Origin of the sequence: Enterobacter cloacae complex sp. IR5441, from assembly GCF_049238215.1 — a bacterium.
Lineage (GTDB): Bacteria > Pseudomonadota > Gammaproteobacteria > Enterobacterales > Enterobacteriaceae > Enterobacter > Enterobacter hormaechei_C.
In genome coordinates, this window is sequence record NZ_JBMKIA010000001.1 from 432,737 (window position 1) to 454,007 (window position 21,271).

Below are 21,271 nucleotides of genomic sequence, written 5' to 3' on the forward strand. Positions count from 1 at the left end.
CATTTTTGCATAGACTCACGATAAAACGATATTTTTTATTCTCTTCAGGCTATGGCGTAATGATAAAAAACAGATTTCCGGAGACGACCATGCCACGCCCACTCAACCAGACTGAGACCGATTTAAACGCCGATAACCTGCTGCGCCTGCCTGCCGAATTCGGCTGCCCGGTGTGGGTCTACGATGCGCAGATTGTGCGCGAGAAGATCGCCGCGCTGCATCAGTTTGATGTGGTGCGTTTTGCGCAGAAGGCCTGCTCCAATATTCATATTCTGCGCCTGATGCGCGAGCAGGGCGTGAAGGTTGACTCCGTATCGCTGGGTGAAATCGAACGTGCGCTGGCGGCCGGGTTTGATCCGAAAGCCGACAGCGACGCGATCGTCTTCACCGCTGACCTGATTGACGACGCCACGCTGGCGCGCGTGCACGAGCTGCAAATCCCGGTCAATGCCGGTTCGGTGGATATGCTGGAACAGCTTGGGCAGGTCTCTCCTGGCCATCGCGTCTGGCTGCGCATCAACCCGGGCTTTGGTCACGGTCACAGTCAGAAAACCAACACCGGGGGCGAAAACAGCAAGCACGGGATCTGGTATGCCGATATGCCTGCGGCGCTGGAGGTTTTACAACGCTACAACCTCAAGCTGGTGGGCATTCACATGCATATCGGGTCCGGCGTGGATTACGGCCATCTTGAGCAGGTCTGTGGCGCCATGGTGCGTCAGGTTATCGATTTTGGTCAGGATCTGGAGGCGATCTCCGCCGGGGGAGGGCTTTCGATTCCTTACCGCGAAGGGGAAGAGGCGATCGACACGGATCACTATTACGGCCTGTGGAGCGCCGCGCGTGACAGCATCGCCGCCCATCTGGGCCATGCGGTGAAGCTGGAGATTGAGCCGGGTCGTTTCCTGGTCGCTGAAGCCGGCGTGCTGGTGGCGCAGGTGCGGAGCGTGAAGGAGATGGGAAGCCGTCACTTTGTGCTGATTGATGCTGGCTTCAACGACCTGATGCGCCCGTCCATGTACGGCAGTTATCATCACATCACCGCGCTTGCCGCCGATGGCCGCGATCTGGTCAACGCCCCGCGCATCGAGACCGTTGTTGCCGGCCCGCTGTGTGAATCCGGTGACGTCTTTACTCAGCAGGAAGGCGGGAAAGTCGAAACCCGTTCGCTGCCAGAGGTAAAACCGGGAGATTATCTGGTGCTGCATGATACCGGTGCGTACGGGGCGTCTATGTCTTCCAACTACAATAGCCGCCCGCTGCTGCCGGAAGTGCTGTTTGATAACGGCGTGGCGCGGCTGATTCGCCGTCGCCAGACCATTCAGGAGCTGCTGGCGTTAGAGCTGGTCTGATTAAACCAGGGCCCTGTTGTCACCGAATCGCGTAACACCAGGGTGCCGGTGAACGGCGGGATCGCTTCAACCGGCTGGTTTTTTGCCAGCCGGATCGCCTGGTCGATCGCCGTGACGATCATGTTGTCGATCGGCAGATACACCGACGACAGGGCAGGCTCCAGCCACTTTGCGCTGGGGGCATCGTCAAAACCAAACAGCGAAATATCCTGCGGGATCTTCAGCCCGGCCTGGTGTAATGCTTTGGAGGCGCCCAGGGCCATATCATCGTTACAGGCAAACAGGGCGCTGAACGATGTCTTTTCCGCAATCAGCTCCTTGCACAGCTCGTAACCCCGCGTCATGCCTGCATCGCCGTATTTAATCCGCCGCTCGTCGAGACGAATACCGTGCTTCTCCAGCGCCTTACGGTAGCCCATCAGTCGCGCTTTACCCGTTGGCGTGTGGATCGGGACGGTGATACAGGCGATCTCCCGGTGGCCCTGGCTTATCAGGTAATCCACCGCTTTGAAGGCTGCGTCCTGCTGTTCAAAGAAGACGCAGCGATCCGCCGCCTGGCTCACTTCACGGTTAATGATCACCAGCGGCGTCTGCACGCTGTTGATCAGCTTCAGGATCGTCTTTTCGCTCATGTAACGCGTATACAGCACGATGGCGTCGCACTTGCGATCGGCGAGCATCTGGACCGCCTGTTCTTCCTGCTCAGGGGCGTCGTGACCGTCGGTAACAATCAGCTGTTTTCCGTGCTTTTCGGTCTGCCGTGACGCCTGCTGTAGCAAACGACCAAAGTAAAAACCGTCGAACGTCGAGACGACCAGACCAATGCTGTTGCTGGTCTGGTTAGCCAGCGAACGCGCGAGAAAGTTCGGACGATAGCCCAGCTCCTCCATCGCGCGAAATACCTGCTGACGCGTGCTCTCTTTAACCTGACCTGTGCCGTTCAGCACGCGCGAAACGGTGGCCTTCGACACGCCCGCACGCAGTGAGACATCCAGCATTGTTGCCATTCGAAATTCCTGTTTCCACGTAATGGTTTGCAGTTTAACACAGACCATCCGGCGCATAAGCGACGTGGGAAGGGCAAAACCCCATAACGATCACGCTTTTCGGTAACGATCCTCGCCCGCGGGATAAATGCCTGTCATTGGCATGCCAAAATGGTGATAAATCGCAATCTGGAATACCTCTTACCTCATTGAGAGCTTAATCACAGAACAAAGCGCCTGTGGACGCTATTTTTGGCATACCAATAGTATCCGGCTGTCCATCTTATTCAATAAAAGCCCTTTTACTGAGGTATTACCCTATGGCATTTCAGGAAAAACTGATCGACGCTCTGGGCAGTTTTGCCACCACCTTCAACAGCTATCGCTATATCCAGGCGATCAAGTCTGCGTTTATTACCTTAATGCCGGTCATCATTGTGGGGGCGTTCTCGGTACTGATCTCCAATATGGTGCTGGATCCGAAAAACGGCCTGGCGAGCTTTCAGTCGCTGTCGTTTCTGGCGGCGTTAAAGCCGATCACCAGCGCGCTGAACTATGCCACGCTCAACTTTCTCAACATCGGCGCGGTGTTTTTAATCGGCATTGAGCTGGGGCGTATTAACGGCATTAAGTCCCTGTTCCCCGGCCTGCTGGCGGTGATCTGCTTTATCTGCGTGACGCCGACCACGGTGGAAATGCTGGTGGACGGCGAGATGCACGTGGTGAAAGACGTGCTGCTGCGCCAGTTCTCGGATACCCGCAGCCTGTTCCTCGGCATGTTTATCGCCATCCTGTCAGTGGAGATTTACTGCTGGCTGGAAAACCGCAAGGGGCTGAAAATCAGGATGCCAGACACGGTGCCGCCGAACGTCGCCGCGTCGTTCTCTGCGCTGATCCCGGCCATTATCACCACCACCGCCATCGCCACCTTTGGCTTCGTGTTTCATCGGGTTACCGGAATGTATCTCTACGACGCGGTTTACCAGGTGGTGCAACAGCCGCTGGAGCGCGTGGTGCAAAGCCTGCCGGGGATCCTGCTGCTGATGTTTGTCGCCCAGCTGTTCTGGGTGATTGGTATCCACGGCAACCAGATGATCAAGCCGATCCGCGAGCCGCTGCTGCTGGGGGCAATCACCGTTAACATGAGCGCGTTCGAGCAGGGCAAAGAGGTGCCAAACATCATCACCATGCCGTTCTGGGACGTCTATATGAGCATCGGCGGCTCCGGCCTGACCATCGGCCTGCTGATAGCCGTCATGATTGCCACCAAACGTAAAGAGATGAAGGAGATCGCTAAGCTCTCCATCGGCCCGGGTATTTTTAACATCAACGAGCCGGTGATCTTCGGGATGCCAGTCATGCTCAACCCGATCCTTGCCATTCCGTTCATCATTACCCCTCTGGTGACGGGCTCCATCGGTTATTTTGCGACGGTGACCGGTTTTGCCGGCAAAGCCGTGGTGATGGTGCCGTGGACCACGCCGCCGCTAATCAACGCCTGGCTGTCAACCGCGGGCTCCATGGGGGCGGTGATCACCCAGTTTATCTGCATCGTGACCGCGGTGATTATCTATCTGCCGTTTGTGAAAATTGCCTCACGCCGCGCAGATCAGGCCGCACTGCAACAAGCCACCGATAACGCATGAGGACAGGATGAGCATAAAACAGATAACCATACCGCCAGATTTTATGCTGGGCGCGGCGGCATCGGCCTGGCAGACCGAGGGCTGGAGCGGCAAAAAGCCGGGGCAGGATTCGTGGATCGATCTCTGGTACAAGAACGATCGTCACGTCTGGCACAACGGCTACGGCCCGGCGGTGGCAACCGACTTTATCAATCGCTTTCGCGAAGACGTGGCGCTGATGAAGCAGGCGGGACTGACGCACTATCGCACCTCGATCAACTGGTCGCGCTTTTTGACCGACTATGAAAACGCTACCGTAGATGAAGAGTACGCCGCCTATTACGACGCGCTGTTCGATGAAATGCACCGTCAGGGCATTGAGCCGATGATCTGCCTGGAACACTACGAATTGCCGGGCGTGCTGCTGGAGACCTACGGCGGCTGGGCGTCGAAGCACGTCGTCGAGCTGTTCGTTCGCTATGCGGAAAAGGTGTTTGAGCGCTTTCACGGCAAAGTCACCCGCTGGTTTACCTTCAACGAGCCGATTGTGGTCCAGACGCGCGTCTACCTTGACGCACTGCGCTGGCCCTATGAGCAGAACACCAGCACCTGGATGCAGTGGAACCACCATAAGGTGCTGGCGACGGCGAAAGTGGTGAAGCTGTTTCGCGAGAAAGGGTATGACGGCACGGTGGGTTGTATTCTCAACCCGGAGGTGACCTACCCGCGCTCGCGCGCGCCGCATGACGTGCGGGCGGCAGAGATGTACGATCTGTTCTATAACCGCGTCTTTCTTGACCCGCTGGTGCACGGGCGCTATCCGCAGGCGCTTTTTACCCTGCTGGCGCAGCATCAGGTGCAGTGGGATTACACGGCTGACGAGCTGGCGCTGATTGCCGACAACACCGTCGACGAGCTGGGCATTAACCTCTATTACCCGCATCGCGTCAAAGCCCCGTCCCGCGCCTGGCACCCGGAGACGCCGTTCCACCCGGCGTACTACTACGAGCCGTTCGAGCTGCCGGGGCGGAGGATGAACACCTCCCGCGGCTGGGAGATCTTCCCGCGCATTATTTACGACATGGCGATGCGGATTAAAAACGACTATCGCAACATTGACTGGTTTGTAGCGGAAAGCGGGATGGGCGTGGAGAACGAAGCGCAGTTTCGCAATCGCGACGGCATTATCGATGACGCGTACCGCATTGCGTTTCTCAGCGAACATCTTTATTACACGCTGCTGGCGCGGGAGGCGGGGGCTAACTGCCACGGCTATATGCTGTGGGCCTTCACCGACAACGTCTCCCCGATGAACGCGTTTAAAAACCGCTACGGGCTTATTGAGATCGACCTTGAAAACCATCGCGCACGGCGGGCAAAGAAATCGGCATCCTGGTTTCGCCAGATGCGCGATGAGCATGTGCTGACGCTCAGGGTTGACGATGAATGGAAGTAAGCCTTCTGGTAAAATAGCGCACAAACTGGCCGGGAGGACGTCCGGCCCGCGCATTAACTGAAAAACACAGGTGAAAACGTGGATAAGGCTGTCATCCTGCCGGAAAAAAAACAGTACCAGGAGATTGGCGAGGATTTACGGGCGCAGATTATCCAGGGGCATTATCCCGTGGGATCGCGTCTGCCGCCGGAGCGCAACATCGCCGAGACGTATGGCGTGAGCCGCACTATCGTGCGCGAGGCGCTGCTGATGCTTGAGCTACAGGGGACGGTGGATATTCGCCAGGGGTCTGGCGTGTACGTGATGCGCATTCCGGAGGAGCATGAAAACGAGGAAGAGCGTTTTCTGAACAGTGACGTGGGTCCGTTTGAAATTCTTCAGGCGCGCCAGCTGCTTGAAAGCAACATTGCCGCCTTTGCCGCAAAAATGGCGACGCGGGCGGATATCGACAACCTGCGCCGCATCATCGAGCAGGAGCAACGGGCAATTGCCGCCGACGATCGCAGCCAGGACAACAACAAAATGTTCCACCTGGTGCTGGCGGGGGCCACACAAAACCAGATGCTGCTGGCGACCGTTGAAAGCGTCTGGCATCACATGGACAGCAGCCCACTGTGGCAGCAATTCAACGGCCACATCGCCAGCCGCGCATGGCGGCTGAAATGGCTCGGCGACAGGCAAACCATTCTCGCTGCGCTCCGCCGCCGCGACGTGATGGGGGCGTGGCAGGCGATGTTCCAGCACCTTGAAAACGTCAAAAAGAGCCTGCTTGAGCTGTCAGACGAAGACGCGCCCGATTTTGACGGCTATCTCTTTGAATCGGTCCCCCTTTTCCAGGGGAAACTGGTGTGAATATACTGCCGCTTCACGCTGCGCCGCAGTTTACACAGCGGGTGATCGACTGGATCTGGAACGCGTTTGGTGAAGGTATGCCGCGTGCCTTTTTCCAGAGCATTGTTGAGCACAGCCTGACGCCGGGCAAGTTACCGCTCACCTTTATTGCCGTTGAGGATGACCAGCTGCTGGGCACCGTTGGGTTGTGGCGTTGCGATTTAATTTCCCGGCAGGATCTCCACCCCTGGCTGGCTGCGCTGTATGTCGATGAAGCCGCCCGGGGAAACGGGCTGGCGGGAAAACTTCAGCAGCATGTTATCGGCTACGCGCGACGCGCCGGGTATCACGAGCTTCATCTCTGGTCTGCCTGCCGCGACTTCTACGAACGTTACGGCTGGCACTACATCGGCGATGCGCTGGAATACCCGGATAAAACCGTCCATCTCTATCGCTGTTCGCTCACGGCTTCCGCGGGCGATACCACCGAGTGACGGCGCACTAAGGTTGGGCTGAACAGGTGGGTAATTTCCGGTGGCGGGCGATGCTCGGCCAGCGCTAACGCCAGTTCTGCCGCCTGCGTTGCCATGGTCACAATCGGGTAGCGCACGGTGGTCAGGCGAGGGCGCACGTAGCGCGACACCAGCACATCATCAAAGCCAATCAGCGAAATTTCTGCCGGGACGTCAATCCCGTTATCATTCAGCACGCCCATTGCGCCGGCGGCCATGGAGTCGTTATAGCTGGCCACGGCGGTGAAATTCCGCCCGCGGCCCAGCAGCTCCGTCATCGCCTGCTCGCCGCCACTCTCATCCGGTTCTCCGTACGCCACAAGACGATCGTTGCACGGCAGACCGGCTTCGCGCAGCGCGTCGTAATAGCCCTGAAGGCGATCTTCCGCATCGGAAATTGGGTGGTTGGAGCACAGATAACCAATTCGGGTATGGCCCTGCTGGATCAGATGACGGGTTGCGAGCCATGCGCCGTAACGGTCGTCGAGCGCCACGCAGCGGGTTTCAAAACCGGGAATAATACGGTTGATAATCACCATCCCCGGCATCTGTTTCATCAGATGGATCAGCTCGGCGTCGGGGATCATTTTTGCATGGACCACCAGCGCCGCACAGCGATGACGGATCAGCTGCTCAATGGCCTGGCGCTCTTTCTGTTCATTGTGGTAGCCATTACCAATCAGCAGGAAATTTCCGGTGTGATAAGAGACTTGTTCTACGGCTTTGACCATTGCACCGAAAAACGGATCGGATACATCCCCGACCACCAGCCCGATGGTTTCTGTCGACTGCTGGGCAAGGGCGCGCGCGTTGGCGTTAGGGTGATAATTCAGGTTTTCCATGGCGTCCTGCACGGCCTGGCGCGATGCATCACTCGCTTTAGGGGAGTTGTTGATCACGCGGGAGACGGTCGCGACGGAAACACCGGCCAGACGAGCCACATCCTTAATTGTCGCCATTCAATACCTTCTTATAGGGGTAAGCGTTTACACACTAACTAGTGTTGCGGAAAAGCAGCGCGCATTCAAGGGGAGCGGGTGGGCGTCCTCTGCAAACGTGAAGCAGAACCTCCCTCACGGTGTAATCGTTACACGGCCAGTCATGTCTGAATAATGTCAATCTGAACCTTTAGTTACACTTTGCCTCAGGCTGTTGCGATTGTCCGTTAGCAACGATGCGTAGTGAATTGCTAGAGTCGAGATCCCAGAGGTATTGATAGGTGGAATCAACTTCGGTTGATTAACACGATTTACACCAACCTGCGTTTTACGCAGGTTTTTTTTTGCCTGTAAGTTCAACCTGTAACAGCAAAAGAGAATATTCACACCTGGTTGCACTTCGGCTCATTCCCTTGCGTTTTCCCGCTGGCGAAGCCTGTCGCCGGAGGCCACAATCAAGATCCCAGAGGTATTGATTGGTGAGAATTCCTGGTACGTTTTCGTACTCTTCTCTTGCACCAACCTGCGCGGATGCGCAGGTTTTTTTTCGCCTCTGTTTTTGCTATCGCTCCCTCACTACTTCTCGTGTAATCTGCCACCATTTATACCTTTCACACTGGCTGGCAAAGGGAGTTGAAATGCTTTTTGGGTTCTTCCGCACACTGTTTCGTGTCCTGTTTCGCATCCGCGTGACTGGCGATACGCAGGCACTCTATGGCGAGCGTGTGCTTATCACACCGAATCACGTCTCTTTTCTTGATGGCGTATTGCTGGCGCTGTTTTTGCCCGTGCGGCCCGTCTTCGCGGTGTACAGCTCCATCAGTGAAAAATGGTACATGCGCTGGCTCAAACCGCTGATTGATTTTGTCCCGCTCGACCCAACCAAACCGATGATGATTAAACATCTGGTGCGTCTGATTGGGCAGGGGCGCCCGGTGGTTATCTTCCCGGAAGGGCGTATTTCAGTGACGGGCTCCCTGATGAAAATTTACGACGGGGCCGGTTTTGTCGCGGCGAAGTCTCAGGCCACCGTCGTGCCGCTACGCATCGACGGGGCTGAGCTGACCTTTTTCAGCCGTCTGAAAGGGCTGGTGAAGCAGCGTCTGTTCCCGAAAATTACCCTGCATATATTACCGCCGACGTCACTGCCGATGCCCGAGGCGCCGCGTGCGCGCGACCGCCGTAAAATCGCCGGGGAAATGCTGCACCAGATTATGATGGAAGCGCGCATGGCCGTTCGCCCGCGCGAAACGCTGTATGAATCGTTGCTGTCGGCGCAGTATCGCTACGGTGCGAAGAAAAACTGCATCGAAGACATCAGTTTTACGCCAGATACCTACCGTAAGCTGTTGACCAAAACGCTGTTTGTCGGGCGTATTCTGGAAAAGTACAGCAAACAGGGCGAAAAGATCGGCCTGATGCTGCCAAACGCGGGTATCAGCGCGGCGGTAATCTTTGGTGCCGTCTCCCGGGGCCGCATTCCGGCGATGATGAACTACACGGCGGGCGTGAAAGGGCTCTCCAGCGCGATTACCGCAGCACAAATCAACACCATCTTTACCTCCCGCCAGTTCCTGGATAAAGGCAAGCTGTGGCACCTGCCGGAACAGCTGATGCAGGTGCGCTGGGTGTTCCTGGAAGATCTGAAAGCAGACGTCACGACCGCCGACAAGCTGTGGATTTTCGCGCACCTGCTGATGCCGCGTCTGGCGCAGGTTAAGCAGCAGCCGGAAGATGATGCCATTATCCTCTTTACCTCTGGCTCTGAAGGTAACCCGAAAGGTGTGGTTCACAGCCACAAAAGCATTCTGGCGAACGTCGAACAGATTAAAACTATTGCTGACTTTACCGCCAACGATCGCTTTATGTCGGCGCTGCCGCTGTTCCACTCCTTTGGTCTGACCGTGGGTCTCTTTACGCCGCTGCTGACCGGTGCCGAGGTGTTCCTCTACCCAAGCCCGCTGCACTACCGCATTGTGCCGGAACTGGTTTATGACCGTAACTGCACGGTGCTGTTCGGGACGTCCACCTTCCTCGGTAACTACGCGCGCTTCGCCAACCCGTATGATTTCTTCCGCGTACGCTACGTGGTGGCGGGCGCGGAAAAACTCCAGGACAGCACGCGCCAGATCTGGCAGGACAAGTTTGGCCTGCGCATTCTGGAAGGCTATGGCGTGACGGAGTGCGCGCCGGTGGTCTCCATCAACGTTCCGATGGCGGCAAAACCGGGAACGGTTGGCCGCATTCTGCCGGGGCTGGACGCACGTCTGCTGGCGGTGCCGGGTATTGAAGACGGCGGACGTCTTCAGCTGAAAGGGCCGAACGTCATGAACGGCTATCTGCGTGTGGAAAACCCGGGCGTGCTTGAGGCGCCGACGGCCGAGAACGTCAATGGCGAGGTTGAAACGGGCTGGTACGACACGGGCGATATCGTGCGCTTCGACGATCAGGGCTTCGTGCAGATCCAGGGACGTGCAAAACGCTTCGCCAAAATCGCCGGGGAAATGGTCTCTCTTGAAATGGTCGAAACGCTGGCGACCGCCGTCTCGGCGGAGAAAATGCATGCGACCGTGGTGAAAAGTGATGCCAGTAAAGGCGAGGCGCTGGTGCTCTTCACGACAGACGGTGAACTGAAGCGTGACGCGCTGCTCAGGTATGCACGCGAACACGGTATCCCCGAGCTGGCGGTCCCCCGCGATATTCGTTACCTCAAACAGTTACCGGTGCTGGGCAGCGGTAAACCCGATTTCGTGACCCTGAAGGGCATGGTTGAAGAGGCAGAACAGCAAAATGCGTGAGTCAGTGCACACTAACACTTCAATCTGGTCGAAAGGCATGATGGCGGTTATCGCCGCCCAGTTTCTTTCCGCGTTCGGCGATAACGCGTTGCTGTTTGCCACGCTGGCATTGCTGAAAGCTGAGTTTTATCCCGACTGGAGCCAGCCGATCCTACAGATGGTGTTTGTGGGTGCTTACATCGTATTTGCGCCGTTTGTCGGCCAGGTGGCGGACAGCTTCCCGAAAGGTCGGGTCATGATGTTTGCCAACAGCCTTAAGCTCCTGGGCGCGGCAAGTATCTGCTTTGGTATCAACCCGTTTGTCGGCTACACGCTGGTGGGCATTGGTGCGGCAGCCTACTCCCCGGCGAAGTACGGTATTCTGGGTGAGCTCACTACCGGTGATAAGCTGGTGAAGGCCAACGGCCTGATGGAGTCCTCCACCATTGCGGCTATTCTGCTGGGTTCGGTGGCGGGTGGCGTACTGGCAGACTGGCATGTGCTCGCCGCGCTTGGCATCTGCGCCCTGATGTACGGTGGCGCGGTGATCGCCAACCTGTTTATCCCCAAACTGGCCGTGGCGCGTCCGGGGCAATCCTGGCGCTTCGGGCCAATGACCGGCAGCTTCTTCAACGCCTGCCGCGTACTGTGGCGTAACGGTGAAACACGCTTCTCGCTGATGGGCACCAGCATGTTCTGGGGGGCCGGCGTTACGCTGCGTTTCCTGCTGGTGCTGTGGGTGCCGGTGGCGCTGGGCATTACTGACAACGCCACGCCGACTTATCTGAATGCCATGGTCGCCGTCGGGATTGTTGTCGGGGCCGGGGCTGCGGCAAAACTGGTGACGCTGGAAACCGTCGCGCGCTGCATGCCTGCGGGGATCCTGATTGGCGTCGGCGTTCTGTTCTTCTCCCTGCAACATGCCCTATTGCCGGCCTATGTCCTGCTGTTGCTGATCGGCATGTTAGGCGGTTTCTTTGTGGTGCCGCTAAACGCGCTGTTGCAGGAGCGCGGCAAGCAGACCGTTGGGGCGGGCAACGCCATTGCGGTACAAAACCTTGGTGAAAACATGGCGATGTTACTGATGCTGGGGATTTACTCGCTGGCGGTAAAAGCAGGTGCGCCGGTCGTGGCAATCGGGGTAGGATTCGGCGCGCTGTTCGCGCTGGCGATTAGCGGGCTGTGGGTCTGGCAGCGTCGTCGTTGAATTGTGCGGCCTGATGCCCTCACCCCGGCCCTCTCCCACGGGGAGAGGGTGAAAACCCTAAAAACGGCAACGCACGTTGCCGTTTTGCTTTTATTACGGTGCCGGGTAGGTATAAACCTGATGCACCGCTTCAATCTCCGCTAATACCTCTTCACTCAGGTTCAGATGGAAACTCTCAATATTGGTTTTCAACTGATCCATCGTCGTTGCGCCGAGCAGGGTACTCGCCACAAACGGCTGACGACGCACGAAGGCCAGCGCCATCTGCGCCGGATCGAGTCCGTGGCGTTTCGCGATATCCACGTAGGCCGCAACGGCTTTTTGCGTCTGCTCGCCGCTATAGCGGGTGAAGCGGCTGAAAAGCGTGTTACGCGCGCCAGCCGGTTTCGCGCCGTTCAGGTATTTGCCCGTCAGGGTACCGAAGCCCAGACAGGAGTAGGCGAGCAGCTCCACCTCTTCGTACTGCGTCACCTCCGCCAGACCCACTTCATAACTGCGGTTCAGCAGGCTGTACGGGTTCTGAATGGTCACGATGCGCGGCAGGTCGTGTTTATCGGCCAGATGCAGATAACGCATCACGCCAAACGCCGTCTCGTTGGAAACGCCAATGTAGCGGATCTTACCCGCCCGCTGGCACTCCGTGAGCGCTTCCAGCGTTTACAGCAGGGTAACTGCCGGAGCACTTTCGTTCCAGGTGTAGCCAAGCTTACCGAAGCAGTTCGTCGGACGCTGCGGCCAGTGCACCTGATAAAGATCGAGATAGTCGGTTTGCAGGCGCTTGAGGCTGGCATCCAGCGCGGCACGGATATTCTTGCGATCGAGGATCTGGTTAGGGCGGATCCCGGCATCGTTATTACGGGAAGGGCCGCTGACTTTGGAGGCGATGACCAGCTTTTCGCGATTGCCGCGTTTCACCAGCCAGTTGCCGACATACGTTTCAGTAAGACCTTGTGTTTCCGGGCGGGGAGGAACGGGGTACATCTCCGCCACGTCAATCAGGTTAATGCCCTGGCTGACGGCGTAATCGAGTTGTGCATGGGCATCGGCTTCGCTGTTTTGTTCACCAAAAGTCATGGTGCCCAACCCCAGTTGGCTGATCTCCAGAGCGCTGTGGGGGATACGGTGATAATGCATAGCCGGTTTCCTTTTTTTGACATACAGACTGCGTCAGGAACCTCCCGACAAAGGAATATAAACATGGCAGAGGGAAGGCAAAAGGGGAAGGAAAAAATCAAAAAGGCCAGCAAGCTACTGACCTTTATCTGTTTAACGCTCGATGATCTGGGAGACTTCGTCGCGATTAATCTGCATTTGATTGCCTTCGCGATCGCGGTAACTCACCAGACCGGTATCGTCGTCGACTTCGGGTTTGCCATCGGTCAGGATCATACGACCATCTTTCGTTGACATGACATAGTCGCTGCTGCAACCCGATACCGCAAACGCTAAACCGACTGCTGAGATAATTACTGCCCATTTTTTCATCGTTCTCATCCTCACCTGGCTCGTATCAAATCATAGTGTAGTAATAACCTGATATTACGACAGGTGAAAGGGGGGAAATCTTAAAAAGGAGGAGATTATGTTAGCCGGAGCGCAAAATTGGTAAAAAACTATGTTTTCAACAGGAAGTGGCGTGCCAGCAGCGCCCCGGTGAAATTCTTTTTAAGATAGAAACCGCGCGGCAGCGTCAGGATCGGTTCGCCCTGTGCGCCTACCGCTTCAGTGAGCGCTTTGCTGTTGGCGGCTTTGGGACGAAGTTGCAGCACTTCACCATGCCGGGCGGTGATACGCTCAACCTGTCCCAGCACAATCATGTCCATCAGCTCTTCCCAGTCCTGGGAAAGCTGTCTCTCCTCTTCTTCATTCGGGCTCCAGAGCAGCGGGGCGCCAACGCGACGCTCAGCCAGCGGGATCTGCCTGTCGCCCTCAACGGGTACCCACAACACCCGCTTCAGCTTATGCCTGACGTGGCTGGTTTCCCATGTCACTCCGCTGTTACCTGTGAGCGGCGCAACGCAGACAAAGGTGGTTTCCAGCGGCCGCCCCTGGCTATCGATGGGGATCGTCTTCAGTTCCACCCCCAGCGCCGCAAAATCTTGCTCGGGTTTACTGCCCGCGCTTGCGCCCAGCCAGCGTTCCAGCAACACGCCGATCCAGCCCTTATCACGCTTTAGATCGTTAGGTATCGTCAACCCCGCCATCACGGCCAGCTCGCCCAGTGAATAGCCTGCCAGGCGTTGTGCCTGCTGGAGCAACTGGGCTTCACTGACGGGAGGAGAGAGCAGTGGGGCGAGAGAATGCATGCTAACGACCTTTTGATTTAAAAATGAGCTGATATTTTATCCCTTGTGGACAGAGTTTACCTTTTTCTGTGCACCTATTCCATGTGGATGATTTATATCATCTTTTTTAGAATATAATCCGTCCCGCGGCGGCTAAAAAACAGGTTGTGCAATTCTGGTCACTGACAATAAACAGGATCTTACACCATGTTATCCACAGAAAAATGGGATAACTGGGAATAACTGCCACTACTGTTTCAATTTACAGCCTTGACGTGCGATGAAAATCGAATTTTCACACAAATTGTGCCTAACTTATTGGCACAAACTGTGGATAAAACCGACGCTGTTCGATCTTTCATCAGCAGGAGGATCTTTGATGTGATGATCGTCACGTTTATCGCCCTGGACACCCTTAATTTCAATATAATCCTATGAATTTATATGATTTATTCTAAGCGGGGTAACTTGGCGACTCGTCGGGTTACAAGGTTGTTCATCGGTAATTCCGTACTTCTTCACAACTATATCCACAGAAAAGGTGAATAAAAACGGTCTCTGTTGCCCGCATCTGTTTATAACTCCTCCCTAAATTGTGAGTTATTCAAATGTTATTAGGTTGCAGGCCTGTAAGAGAGTGGTTTACCGCCTCCCTGTAGTGTGAAACAATCATTCATATATCAGATTTAGTTTGGGGTAGTCCGGTGATTGATGACGATGGCTACCGCCCAAACGTAGGAATAGTAATTTGTAATCGTCAGGGCCAGGTGATGTGGGCCCGGCGATATGGTCAGCACTCCTGGCAGTTCCCGCAAGGCGGGATCAATCCCGGAGAGTCCCCAGAACAAGCGATGTACCGGGAGCTGTTTGAAGAGGTTGGTTTAAGCCGAAAAGATGTTCGCATCCTGGCTTCGACCCGCAACTGGTTGCGTTACAAGTTACCGAAACGTTTGGTGCGTTGGGACACAAAGCCGGTTTGTATCGGCCAGAAACAGAAGTGGTTTCTTTTGCAGTTGGTGGGCAACGATTCAGATATCAATATGCAAACCAGCAGCACGCCAGAGTTTGATGGCTGGCGCTGGGTAAGCTACTGGTATCCGGTTCGTCAGGTCGTGTCATTTAAGCGCGATGTATATCGTAGGGTGATGAAAGAGTTCGCAAGTGTCGTGATGCAGCTTCAGGAGACGCCTCCGAAGCCACAGAGCGCACCTGCCTGGCGACGTAAAAGAGGTTAAGCTACGCAAATCATGCTCACCCGCTTGCGAGAAATAGTTGAAAAGGTTGCCAGTGCGCCTCGCCTCAACGAGGCGCTGAATATTCTGGTGACGGACATCTGTCTTGCGATGGAAACCGAGGTCTGTTCGGTCTACCTGGCCGACCATGACCGACGTTGCTACTACCTGATGGCAACCCGCGGTTTAAAAAAACCACGGGGACGCACCGTCACGCTCGCGTTTGATGAAGGTATTGTTGGCCTGGTCGGGCGACTGGCGGAGCCAATCAACCTTGCCGATGCGCAAAAACACCCCAGCTTCAAATATATCCCTTCCGTCAAAGAGGAGCGGTTCCGCGCTTTCCTTGGCGTGCCGATTATTCAGCGCCGTCAACTGCTTGGCGTGCTTGTTGTCCAGCAACGAGAGTTGCGGCAGTACGACGAAAGCGAGGAGTCTTTCCTCGTTACGCTGGCAACGCAGATGGCTGCGATCCTCTCCCAGTCTCAGCTGGCAGCCCTTTTTGGGCAGTATCGTCATACCCGCATCCGCGCGCTTCCGGCCTCGCCGGGCGTCGCGATTGCCGAAGGCTGGATGGATGCCACGCTCCCCCTGATGGAGCAGGTCTATGAAGCCTCGACGCTGGATGAAGCGCTTGAGCGCGAACGGCTTACCGCTGCGCTGGAAGAGGCGGCGAATGAGTTTCGTCGCTACAGCAAACGCTTTGCCGCTGGCGCTCAAAAAGAGACGGCGGCCATTTTCGACCTCTACTCACACCTGCTTTCCGATGCGCGTTTGCGTCGTGAGTTATTTGCCGAGGTCGATAAAGGTTCGGTGGCAGAGTGGGCGGTTAAAAAGGTCATTGAAAAATTTGCCGAGCAGTTTGCGGTGCTGACTGACGGTTATCTGAAAGAGCGCGCCGGCGATTTACGCGCGCTTGGGCAACGTCTGCTGTTCCACCTTGATGATACTATTCAGGGGGCGAATGCCTGGCCGAGCCGGTTTGTACTGGTGGCCGATGAACTCTCGGCGACGACGCTGGCGGAATTACCGCAGGACAGGCTGGCGGGCGTAGTGGTGCGCGATGGCGCAGCTAACTCCCATGCCGCCATTATGGTGCGCGCGCTCGGTATTCCGACCGTGATGGGGGCGGATATTCAGCCCTCCGTACTGCACCGCCGTACGCTGGTGGTGGACGGATACCGCGGTGAGTTGCTGGTGGATCCTGAGCCGGTTCTCCTTCAGGAGTACCAGCGTCTTATCAGCGAAGAGAATGAATTAAGCAAGCTGGCGGAAGATGACGTCAACCTGCCCGCGCAGCTCAAGAGCGGTGAGCGTGTGAAGGTGATGCTCAATGCTGGCTTAAGCCCTGAGCATGAAGAGAAGCTCGGCAGCCGCATCGATGGCATCGGCCTCTACCGCACCGAAATACCGTTTATGCTGCAAAGCGGCTTCCCGTCAGAAGAGGAGCAGGTGGCGCAGTATCAGGGCATGTTGCAGATGTTTAACGATAAACCCGTCACGTTGCGCACCCTGGACGTCGGCGCGGATAAGCAACTGCCCTATATGCCCATCAGTGAAGAGAATCCCTGCCTCGGCTGGCGTGGGATCCGCATAACCCTCGATCAGCCGGAAATCTTCCTTATCCAGGTTCGTGCGATGCTGCGTGCCAACGCGGCCACGGGGAATCTCAGCATTTTGCTGCCGATGGTCACCAGTATTGACGAGATCGACGAAGCGCGGCGGTTGATAGAACGTGCAGGGCGCGAAGTGGAAGAGATGATCGGCTATGCGATCCCTAAACCCCGTATTGGCGTGATGCTTGAAGTGCCTTCGATGGTCTTTATGTTGCCGCAGCTGGCGACCCGCGTTGATTTTATCTCCGTTGGCACCAACGACTTAACGCAATACATTCTGGCGGTCGATCGCAACAATACGCGCGTTGCCAGCATCTACGATAGCCTGCATCCGGCGATGCTTCGTGCCCTGGCGATGATCGCCCGCGAAGCCGAGCAGCATAATATCGACCTGCGCCTGTGCGGTGAAATGGCCGGCGATCCGATGTGCGTGGCGATCCTGATTGGTCTCGGTTTCCGTCACCTGTCAATGAACGGACGTTCCGTTGCGCGTGTGAAATACCTGTTACGTCACATCGAACAAGATGAGGCGCGCGAACTGGCCGCGCGTAGCCTGGAAGCACAGCTGGCAGCCGAAGTGCGCCATCAGGTGGCTGCGTTTATGGAGCGACGCGGCATGGGCGGTTTGATCCGGGGCGGCCGCTGATCCCCACAAAATAATGACGGCTCCGACGACCCCCTCTCCCTTGAGGGAGAGGGATGGGGTGAGGGGGAACAGCGCGCATGAAACCCTATACACATCTTTTACATCTCAGGCGCATCCTCCACGCCTGCCTTATGCTATGATTCGCAACTTTGGAGCACCTGCCAACGGCGGGAATGCAATTCACCCGCTGTCCACTTTCAGCGGAATAACAACATCTTGTGGTGACAGATGAACAGTGGTTATCTGCATTTTCCGGAATTCGATCCGGTTATTTTCTCAATAGGACCTGTAGCGCTGCACTGGTACGGTCTGATGTACCTGGTGGGCTTCGTCTTTGCCATGTGGCTTGCTGGCCGTCGCGCCAGTCGTCCAGGCAGCGGCTGGACGAAGAACGAAGTGGAAAACCTGCTTTATGCCGGCTTCCTCGGCGTGTTCCTGGGCGGTCGCATCGGTTATGTCCTGTTCTATAATTTCCCGGTATTCCTGAACGACCCGCTCTATCTGTTCCGCGTCTGGGACGGTGGCATGTCTTTCCACGGCGGGCTGATTGGTGTGATCCTGGTCATGGTGATCTTCGCCAGACGCACCAAACGCAACTTCTTCCAGGTGGCTGATTTTATTGCGCCGTTAATCCCGTTTGGGCTGGGCGCAGGGCGTCTTGGCAACTTCATCAACGGTGAACTGTGGGGGCGTGTCGATCCGAGCGTGCCGTTTACCATGCTGTTCCCGGGTTCCCGCGCGGAGGACATCGCGCTGCTGCCTTCGCATCCTGAGTGGCAGTCCATTTTCGATACCTACGGCGTTCTGCCGCGCCATATGTCACAGCTCTATGAGCTGGCGCTGGAAGGCGTGGTGCTGTTCATCATCCTGAATCTGTATATCCGCAAACCGCGCCCAATGGGGGCTGTCTCCGGTCTGTTCCTGATTGGCTACGGCGCGTTTCGTATCATCGTCGAGTTCTTCCGCCAGCCGGATGCGCAGTTTACCGGGGAATGGGTACAGTACATCAGCATGGGGCAGATCCTCTCCATCCCGATGATTGTCGCGGGTGCCATTATGATGATTTGGGCGTATCGTCGTCGTCCACAGCAACAACTTTCCTGAGGAATCATGAAACAGTATCTTGAATTGATGAAAAAAGTGCTCGACGAGGGCACGCCGAAAAACGACCGTACCGGCACCGGTACGCTCTCCATTTTTGGCCACCAGATGCGCTTCAATCTGCAAGAAGGCTTTCCTCTGGTGACAACGAAGCGCTGCCATCTGCGCTCGATCATTCATGAACTGCTCTGGTTCCTGCAAGGCGATACCAACGTTGCTTATCTGCATGAAAACAATGTCTCCATCTGGGACGAGTGGGCAGATGAGAACGGCGACCTGGGGCCGGTCTACGGCAAGCAATGGCGCGCGTGGCCTACCCCGGACGGCCGCCATATTGACCAGATCACGACCGTCATGAACCAGCTGAAAAATGACCCGGACTCGCGCCGTATCATTGTCTCTGCCTGGAACGTGGGGGAACTGGATAAAATGGCGCTGGCGCCTTGCCACGCGTTTTTCCAGTTCTATGTGGCGGACGGCAAGCTCTCCTGCCAGCTCTATCAACGCTCCTGCGACGTGTTCCTCGGCTTGCCGTTTAACATCGCCAGCTACGCGCTGTTGGTGCACATGATGGCGCAGCAGTGCGATCTTGAAGTGGGCGATTTTGTCTGGACGGGCGGTGATACCCACCTCTACAGTAATCATATGGAACAGACGCATCTCCAGCTGACGCGCGAACCGCGTGCATTGCCGAAGCTGGTGATCAAACGTAAACCGGAATCGATCTTCGATTACCGTTTTGATGATTTCGAGATTGAGGGTTACGACCCGCATCCCGGCATTAAAGCTCCTGTCGCCATCTGATACGGCAAATCCTGACACAACCGGTGCTCTTTAGCGCCGGTTTTTTTTCACGCCCGTTTTGTTTTTCGAGCCTGTTTCCAGAGATGATGCAACGCGTTGCAACGGGTGAAAATCTCCGGAAAGCGGCTCGTAAAGTTCTGGTTTGACGCTCGCACCGTTTTTGCTATTCCGCCACACTCCCGCCATGAAAAACGAACAAGGCTTTACGCTTATCGAAACCCTTATCGCCGTTTCGCTGACAGTGATCCTCAGCGCCACAGGGCTCTATGTCTGGGACAGCTGGCAGCAGCGGCAGCGGCTTTGGCAAACCGCCTGCCAGGTGCGGGATTACCTGGTGTTTTTGCGCAATGACGCCAACCGTCACAACAGCGAGCACAGGATCGCGCTGTATAACGACGGTGAAAAGGAGTGTCTGGCCAGTTCAGCGGTGACCGGTTGTGACAGCGGCGGACCGTTCGTGATGAAGCCGATGTGGCCCGAGGTCACGATAAGCGACATAACCCCTGCGCTGGGATTTTACGGTTTAAGGGATACCGCATGGGCCGGACATATCCGCGTGCAGAGCCGCGCTGGTGGGTGGTGGGTTATTGTCTCAAATGGCGGACGTATCAGGCTGTGTAATGCCGCAGGAGAAGGTGCATGCCAGTAAATCGAAAAGGGTTTTCCCTGCTGGAAGTGCTTATTGCGATGACGATAAGCAGCATTCTGTTACTCAGCACGTCACGTTTTTTACCGGGGCTACAGCGGGGTGTTTTACTGCAATCCGGACAGCAGGAGCTGGAGGATGAGGTCTGGCAACGTCTGTTCGCGATCGGTAAACAGTTTCAGAGGGCAGGATATTGTGCAGGGCATTGCCAGGGGCAGGGGATGATCATCGGCAGGCAAGGACGATGTGCGATTGTGCTATGGGATGCGAACAGCAACGGCCAGTGGGATAGCACCGCATCAGAAAACGACAGTACGGGATTCCGGCTTGAGTCCGGATCGCTTGAAACGCTGCGGGGCGCCACATCCTGTGACGGTAAGGGATGGGATAAGCTCACCGACCCGGATCGGGTCCTGATAGAGCAATTTATGGTCACTAAAACCGATCATGATGGCTTTGCGCCGGTCATCAGTATCGAGCTGCGTGCCCGCCGCAAAGGTGAACTGGCCGCACCCTTTTCGGCTCGCCATACCGTAACGGGGTTTAATCTGTGAATCGTCAGCGGGGCATGTCATCGCTGGCGCTGGTCCTGCTATTACTGGTGCTCGGCACGCTGATCCTCACCGGATTAAATCAGCAGCTGCAAACCTTTAGCACGCTGGTAAGTGGCGAGAGTTTGTCTGTTCGCCAGCAGGCTACCGTGCAATCTGCACTGGAGTGGGGGCGCGTTCAGGAATGGGCTTTACAGCCAGAGGTTCAGTGCAAACAGACACAACGTTTGCGGGTCTGTATAAGGCTGTTTGGGGCGCGTGTGTTGCTTATTGCCGGCAATGACAATCTATTGCTATGGCGAGGCGGGGACATCTCGGAGGGGCAGATACGCTTTTCCGCCCACGGCTGGAGTGATTTCTGCCCCCTTAAGGAAAGTACGCTATGTCAGTTACCCTGAGCAGACAAAAAGGATTTAGCATGGTTGAGGTTTTGCTGGCAATGATGTTGCTGGTTGTGGTTGTGATGGCGTTATCCGGCTATCATCGCGCGCTGGCAGCCCGGTATGCGGCGCTTAGCCAGTATCGTCAGCTATGGCATCATGCGTGGAATCAGTCGCAGATCTCAACATTAACGCTCCCGCCGGGCTGGCAGGTCAGCCGGGGGCAGACAACACAGTCCGGATGTGTCAGCATCACGGTCACACTTATTTCTCCTATGGGGCGGCAGGGCGCGTTGACGCGTCTGCATTGCCCGGTTAGCCGCTAG

Annotated in this window: 19 protein-coding genes and 1 pseudogene; 15 read left to right on the top strand and 5 right to left on the bottom strand. The window is 56.3% G+C overall.

Annotated elements, in window-relative coordinates; translation table 11 throughout:
- Positions 1-89: 89 nt before the first annotated feature.
- Positions 90-1,352 (top strand): diaminopimelate decarboxylase, encoded by a 1,263-nt coding sequence (lysA, locus tag ACOTX5_RS02105; RefSeq protein WP_017692727.1) that lies wholly within the window; start codon positions 90-92, stop codon positions 1,350-1,352.
- Here lysA and ACOTX5_RS02110 read toward each other — a convergent pair.
- Positions 1,322-2,359, bottom strand: coding sequence for a LacI family DNA-binding transcriptional regulator (locus ACOTX5_RS02110; RefSeq protein ID WP_003862814.1), 1,038 nt, complete (start codon positions 2,357-2,359; stop codon positions 1,322-1,324). The two genes, lysA and ACOTX5_RS02110, sit on opposite strands and share 31 nt — an antisense overlap.
- Before the next feature lie 299 nt (positions 2,360-2,658).
- Between ACOTX5_RS02110 and ACOTX5_RS02115 the strand changes: the two genes are divergently transcribed.
- The 4 genes from ACOTX5_RS02115 (at position 2,659) to ACOTX5_RS02130 (ending at position 6,744) form a co-directional block, all read left to right on the top strand.
- Positions 2,659-3,984: a PTS sugar transporter subunit IIC gene (locus ACOTX5_RS02115; protein ID WP_032649375.1), complete on the top strand. Its 1,326-nt coding sequence runs from the start codon at positions 2,659-2,661 to the stop codon at positions 3,982-3,984.
- A gap of 7 nt (positions 3,985-3,991) precedes the next feature.
- Positions 3,992-5,419, top strand: a complete 1,428-nt coding sequence (locus tag ACOTX5_RS02120) for a glycoside hydrolase family 1 protein (RefSeq protein ID WP_045910748.1) — start codon at positions 3,992-3,994, stop codon at positions 5,417-5,419.
- A gap of 78 nt (positions 5,420-5,497) precedes the next feature.
- Positions 5,498-6,271 carry a GntR family transcriptional regulator gene (locus ACOTX5_RS02125; RefSeq protein WP_003862809.1) on the top strand — a complete coding sequence of 258 codons (774 nt, stop codon included), beginning with the start codon at positions 5,498-5,500 and terminating at the stop codon, positions 6,269-6,271.
- Entirely contained in the window at positions 6,268-6,744 is a 477-nt protein-coding gene (locus ACOTX5_RS02130; protein ID WP_045910747.1) for a GNAT family N-acetyltransferase, read from the top strand. Before ACOTX5_RS02125 ends, ACOTX5_RS02130 begins: the two co-directional genes overlap by 4 nt.
- Here the strand turns inward: ACOTX5_RS02130 and galR are convergent.
- On the bottom strand, positions 6,699-7,721 hold the full coding sequence (gene galR / locus ACOTX5_RS02135) for an HTH-type transcriptional regulator GalR (RefSeq protein WP_003862806.1): 1,023 nt from the start codon (positions 7,719-7,721) through the stop codon (positions 6,699-6,701). The genes ACOTX5_RS02130 and galR overlap by 46 nt on opposite strands.
- Positions 7,722-8,338: 617 nt before the next feature.
- On the opposite strand from galR, the gene aas reads away from it, so the two are divergent.
- Both aas and lplT read left to right on the top strand, forming a co-directional pair.
- On the top strand, positions 8,339-10,498 hold the full coding sequence (aas, locus tag ACOTX5_RS02140) for a bifunctional acyl-ACP--phospholipid O-acyltransferase/long-chain-fatty-acid--ACP ligase (protein WP_045910746.1): 2,160 nt from the start codon (positions 8,339-8,341) through the stop codon (positions 10,496-10,498).
- Positions 10,491-11,684 carry a lysophospholipid transporter LplT gene (gene lplT, locus ACOTX5_RS02145; protein WP_045333553.1) on the top strand — a complete coding sequence of 398 codons (1,194 nt, stop codon included), beginning with the start codon at positions 10,491-10,493 and terminating at the stop codon, positions 11,682-11,684. The genes aas and lplT overlap by 8 nt, the downstream gene beginning before the upstream one ends.
- Before the next feature lie 93 nt (positions 11,685-11,777).
- Here lplT and ACOTX5_RS02150 read toward each other — a convergent pair.
- The 3 genes and pseudogenes from ACOTX5_RS02150 to mutH form a co-directional block, all read right to left on the bottom strand.
- Positions 11,778-12,818, bottom strand: a pseudogene (locus tag ACOTX5_RS02150) (NADP(H)-dependent aldo-keto reductase).
- Positions 12,819-12,950: 132 nt separating this feature from the next.
- Positions 12,951-13,169 carry a YgdI/YgdR family lipoprotein gene (locus ACOTX5_RS02155; RefSeq protein ID WP_003862794.1) on the bottom strand — a complete coding sequence of 73 codons (219 nt, stop codon included), beginning with the start codon at positions 13,167-13,169 and terminating at the stop codon, positions 12,951-12,953.
- A 128-nt stretch (positions 13,170-13,297) separates the two neighbouring features.
- Complete coding sequence (mutH, locus tag ACOTX5_RS02160) at positions 13,298-13,990, bottom strand: DNA mismatch repair endonuclease MutH (protein WP_017692735.1); 693 nt, start codon at positions 13,988-13,990, stop codon at positions 13,298-13,300.
- 683 nt (positions 13,991-14,673) lie between these two features.
- Here mutH and rppH point away from each other — a divergent pair.
- The 8 genes from rppH to ACOTX5_RS02200 all read left to right on the top strand — a co-directional run bounded on the left by rppH (position 14,674) and on the right by ACOTX5_RS02200 (position 21,271).
- The gene (gene rppH / locus ACOTX5_RS02165; RefSeq protein ID WP_003862791.1) at positions 14,674-15,204 is read left to right on the top strand and encodes an RNA pyrophosphohydrolase; all 531 of its coding nucleotides are present in this window, start codon (positions 14,674-14,676) and stop codon (positions 15,202-15,204) included.
- Positions 15,205-15,216: 12 nt separating this feature from the next.
- Entirely contained in the window at positions 15,217-17,463 is a 2,247-nt protein-coding gene (ptsP, locus tag ACOTX5_RS02170) for a phosphoenolpyruvate--protein phosphotransferase (protein ID WP_015571752.1), read from the top strand.
- A 228-nt stretch (positions 17,464-17,691) separates the two neighbouring features.
- A complete protein-coding gene (gene lgt, locus ACOTX5_RS02175) occupies positions 17,692-18,567 on the top strand; it encodes a prolipoprotein diacylglyceryl transferase (RefSeq protein ID WP_003862787.1) in 876 nt (291 codons plus the stop codon).
- 6 nt (positions 18,568-18,573) lie between these two features.
- Entirely contained in the window at positions 18,574-19,368 is a 795-nt protein-coding gene (gene thyA, locus ACOTX5_RS02180; protein ID WP_015571751.1) for a thymidylate synthase, read from the top strand.
- Between the two features lie 184 nt (positions 19,369-19,552).
- Entirely contained in the window at positions 19,553-20,017 is a 465-nt protein-coding gene (locus tag ACOTX5_RS02185) for a prepilin peptidase-dependent protein (protein WP_039269872.1), read from the top strand.
- Positions 20,008-20,568, top strand: a complete 561-nt coding sequence (locus tag ACOTX5_RS02190; RefSeq protein ID WP_015571748.1) for a prepilin peptidase-dependent protein — start codon at positions 20,008-20,010, stop codon at positions 20,566-20,568. The genes ACOTX5_RS02185 and ACOTX5_RS02190 overlap by 10 nt, the downstream gene beginning before the upstream one ends.
- Positions 20,565-20,963: a DUF2509 family protein gene (locus ACOTX5_RS02195; protein WP_023295357.1), complete on the top strand. Its 399-nt coding sequence runs from the start codon at positions 20,565-20,567 to the stop codon at positions 20,961-20,963. The genes ACOTX5_RS02190 and ACOTX5_RS02195 overlap by 4 nt, the downstream gene beginning before the upstream one ends.
- Positions 20,948-21,271 carry a prepilin-type N-terminal cleavage/methylation domain-containing protein gene (locus ACOTX5_RS02200; RefSeq protein ID WP_023295356.1) on the top strand — a complete coding sequence of 108 codons (324 nt, stop codon included), beginning with the start codon at positions 20,948-20,950 and terminating at the stop codon, positions 21,269-21,271. The genes ACOTX5_RS02195 and ACOTX5_RS02200 overlap by 16 nt, the downstream gene beginning before the upstream one ends.

Bases quoted from the DNA above. Each gene is read 5' to 3' on its own strand.
- lysA (WP_017692727.1), top strand. From the start codon at position 90: ATGCCACGCCCACTCAACCAGACTGAGACCGATTTAAACGCCGATAAC.
- ACOTX5_RS02110 (WP_003862814.1), bottom strand. From the start codon at position 2,359: ATGGCAACAATGCTGGATGTCTCACTGCGTGCGGGCGTGTCGAAGGCC.
- ACOTX5_RS02115 (WP_032649375.1), top strand. From the start codon at position 2,659: ATGGCATTTCAGGAAAAACTGATCGACGCTCTGGGCAGTTTTGCCACC.
- ACOTX5_RS02120 (WP_045910748.1), top strand. From the start codon at position 3,992: ATGAGCATAAAACAGATAACCATACCGCCAGATTTTATGCTGGGCGCG.
- galR (WP_003862806.1), bottom strand. From the start codon at position 7,721: ATGGCGACAATTAAGGATGTGGCTCGTCTGGCCGGTGTTTCCGTCGCG.
- aas (WP_045910746.1), top strand. From the start codon at position 8,339: ATGCTTTTTGGGTTCTTCCGCACACTGTTTCGTGTCCTGTTTCGCATC.
- lplT (WP_045333553.1), top strand. From the start codon at position 10,491: ATGCGTGAGTCAGTGCACACTAACACTTCAATCTGGTCGAAAGGCATG.
- ACOTX5_RS02155 (WP_003862794.1), bottom strand. From the start codon at position 13,169: ATGAAAAAATGGGCAGTAATTATCTCAGCAGTCGGTTTAGCGTTTGCG.
- mutH (WP_017692735.1), bottom strand. From the start codon at position 13,990: ATGCATTCTCTCGCCCCACTGCTCTCTCCTCCCGTCAGTGAAGCCCAG.
- ptsP (WP_015571752.1), top strand. From the start codon at position 15,217: ATGCTCACCCGCTTGCGAGAAATAGTTGAAAAGGTTGCCAGTGCGCCT.
- lgt (WP_003862787.1), top strand. From the start codon at position 17,692: ATGAACAGTGGTTATCTGCATTTTCCGGAATTCGATCCGGTTATTTTC.
- thyA (WP_015571751.1), top strand. From the start codon at position 18,574: ATGAAACAGTATCTTGAATTGATGAAAAAAGTGCTCGACGAGGGCACG.
- ACOTX5_RS02185 (WP_039269872.1), top strand. From the start codon at position 19,553: ATGAAAAACGAACAAGGCTTTACGCTTATCGAAACCCTTATCGCCGTT.
- ACOTX5_RS02190 (WP_015571748.1), top strand. From the start codon at position 20,008: ATGCCAGTAAATCGAAAAGGGTTTTCCCTGCTGGAAGTGCTTATTGCG.
- ACOTX5_RS02200 (WP_023295356.1), top strand. From the start codon at position 20,948: ATGTCAGTTACCCTGAGCAGACAAAAAGGATTTAGCATGGTTGAGGTT.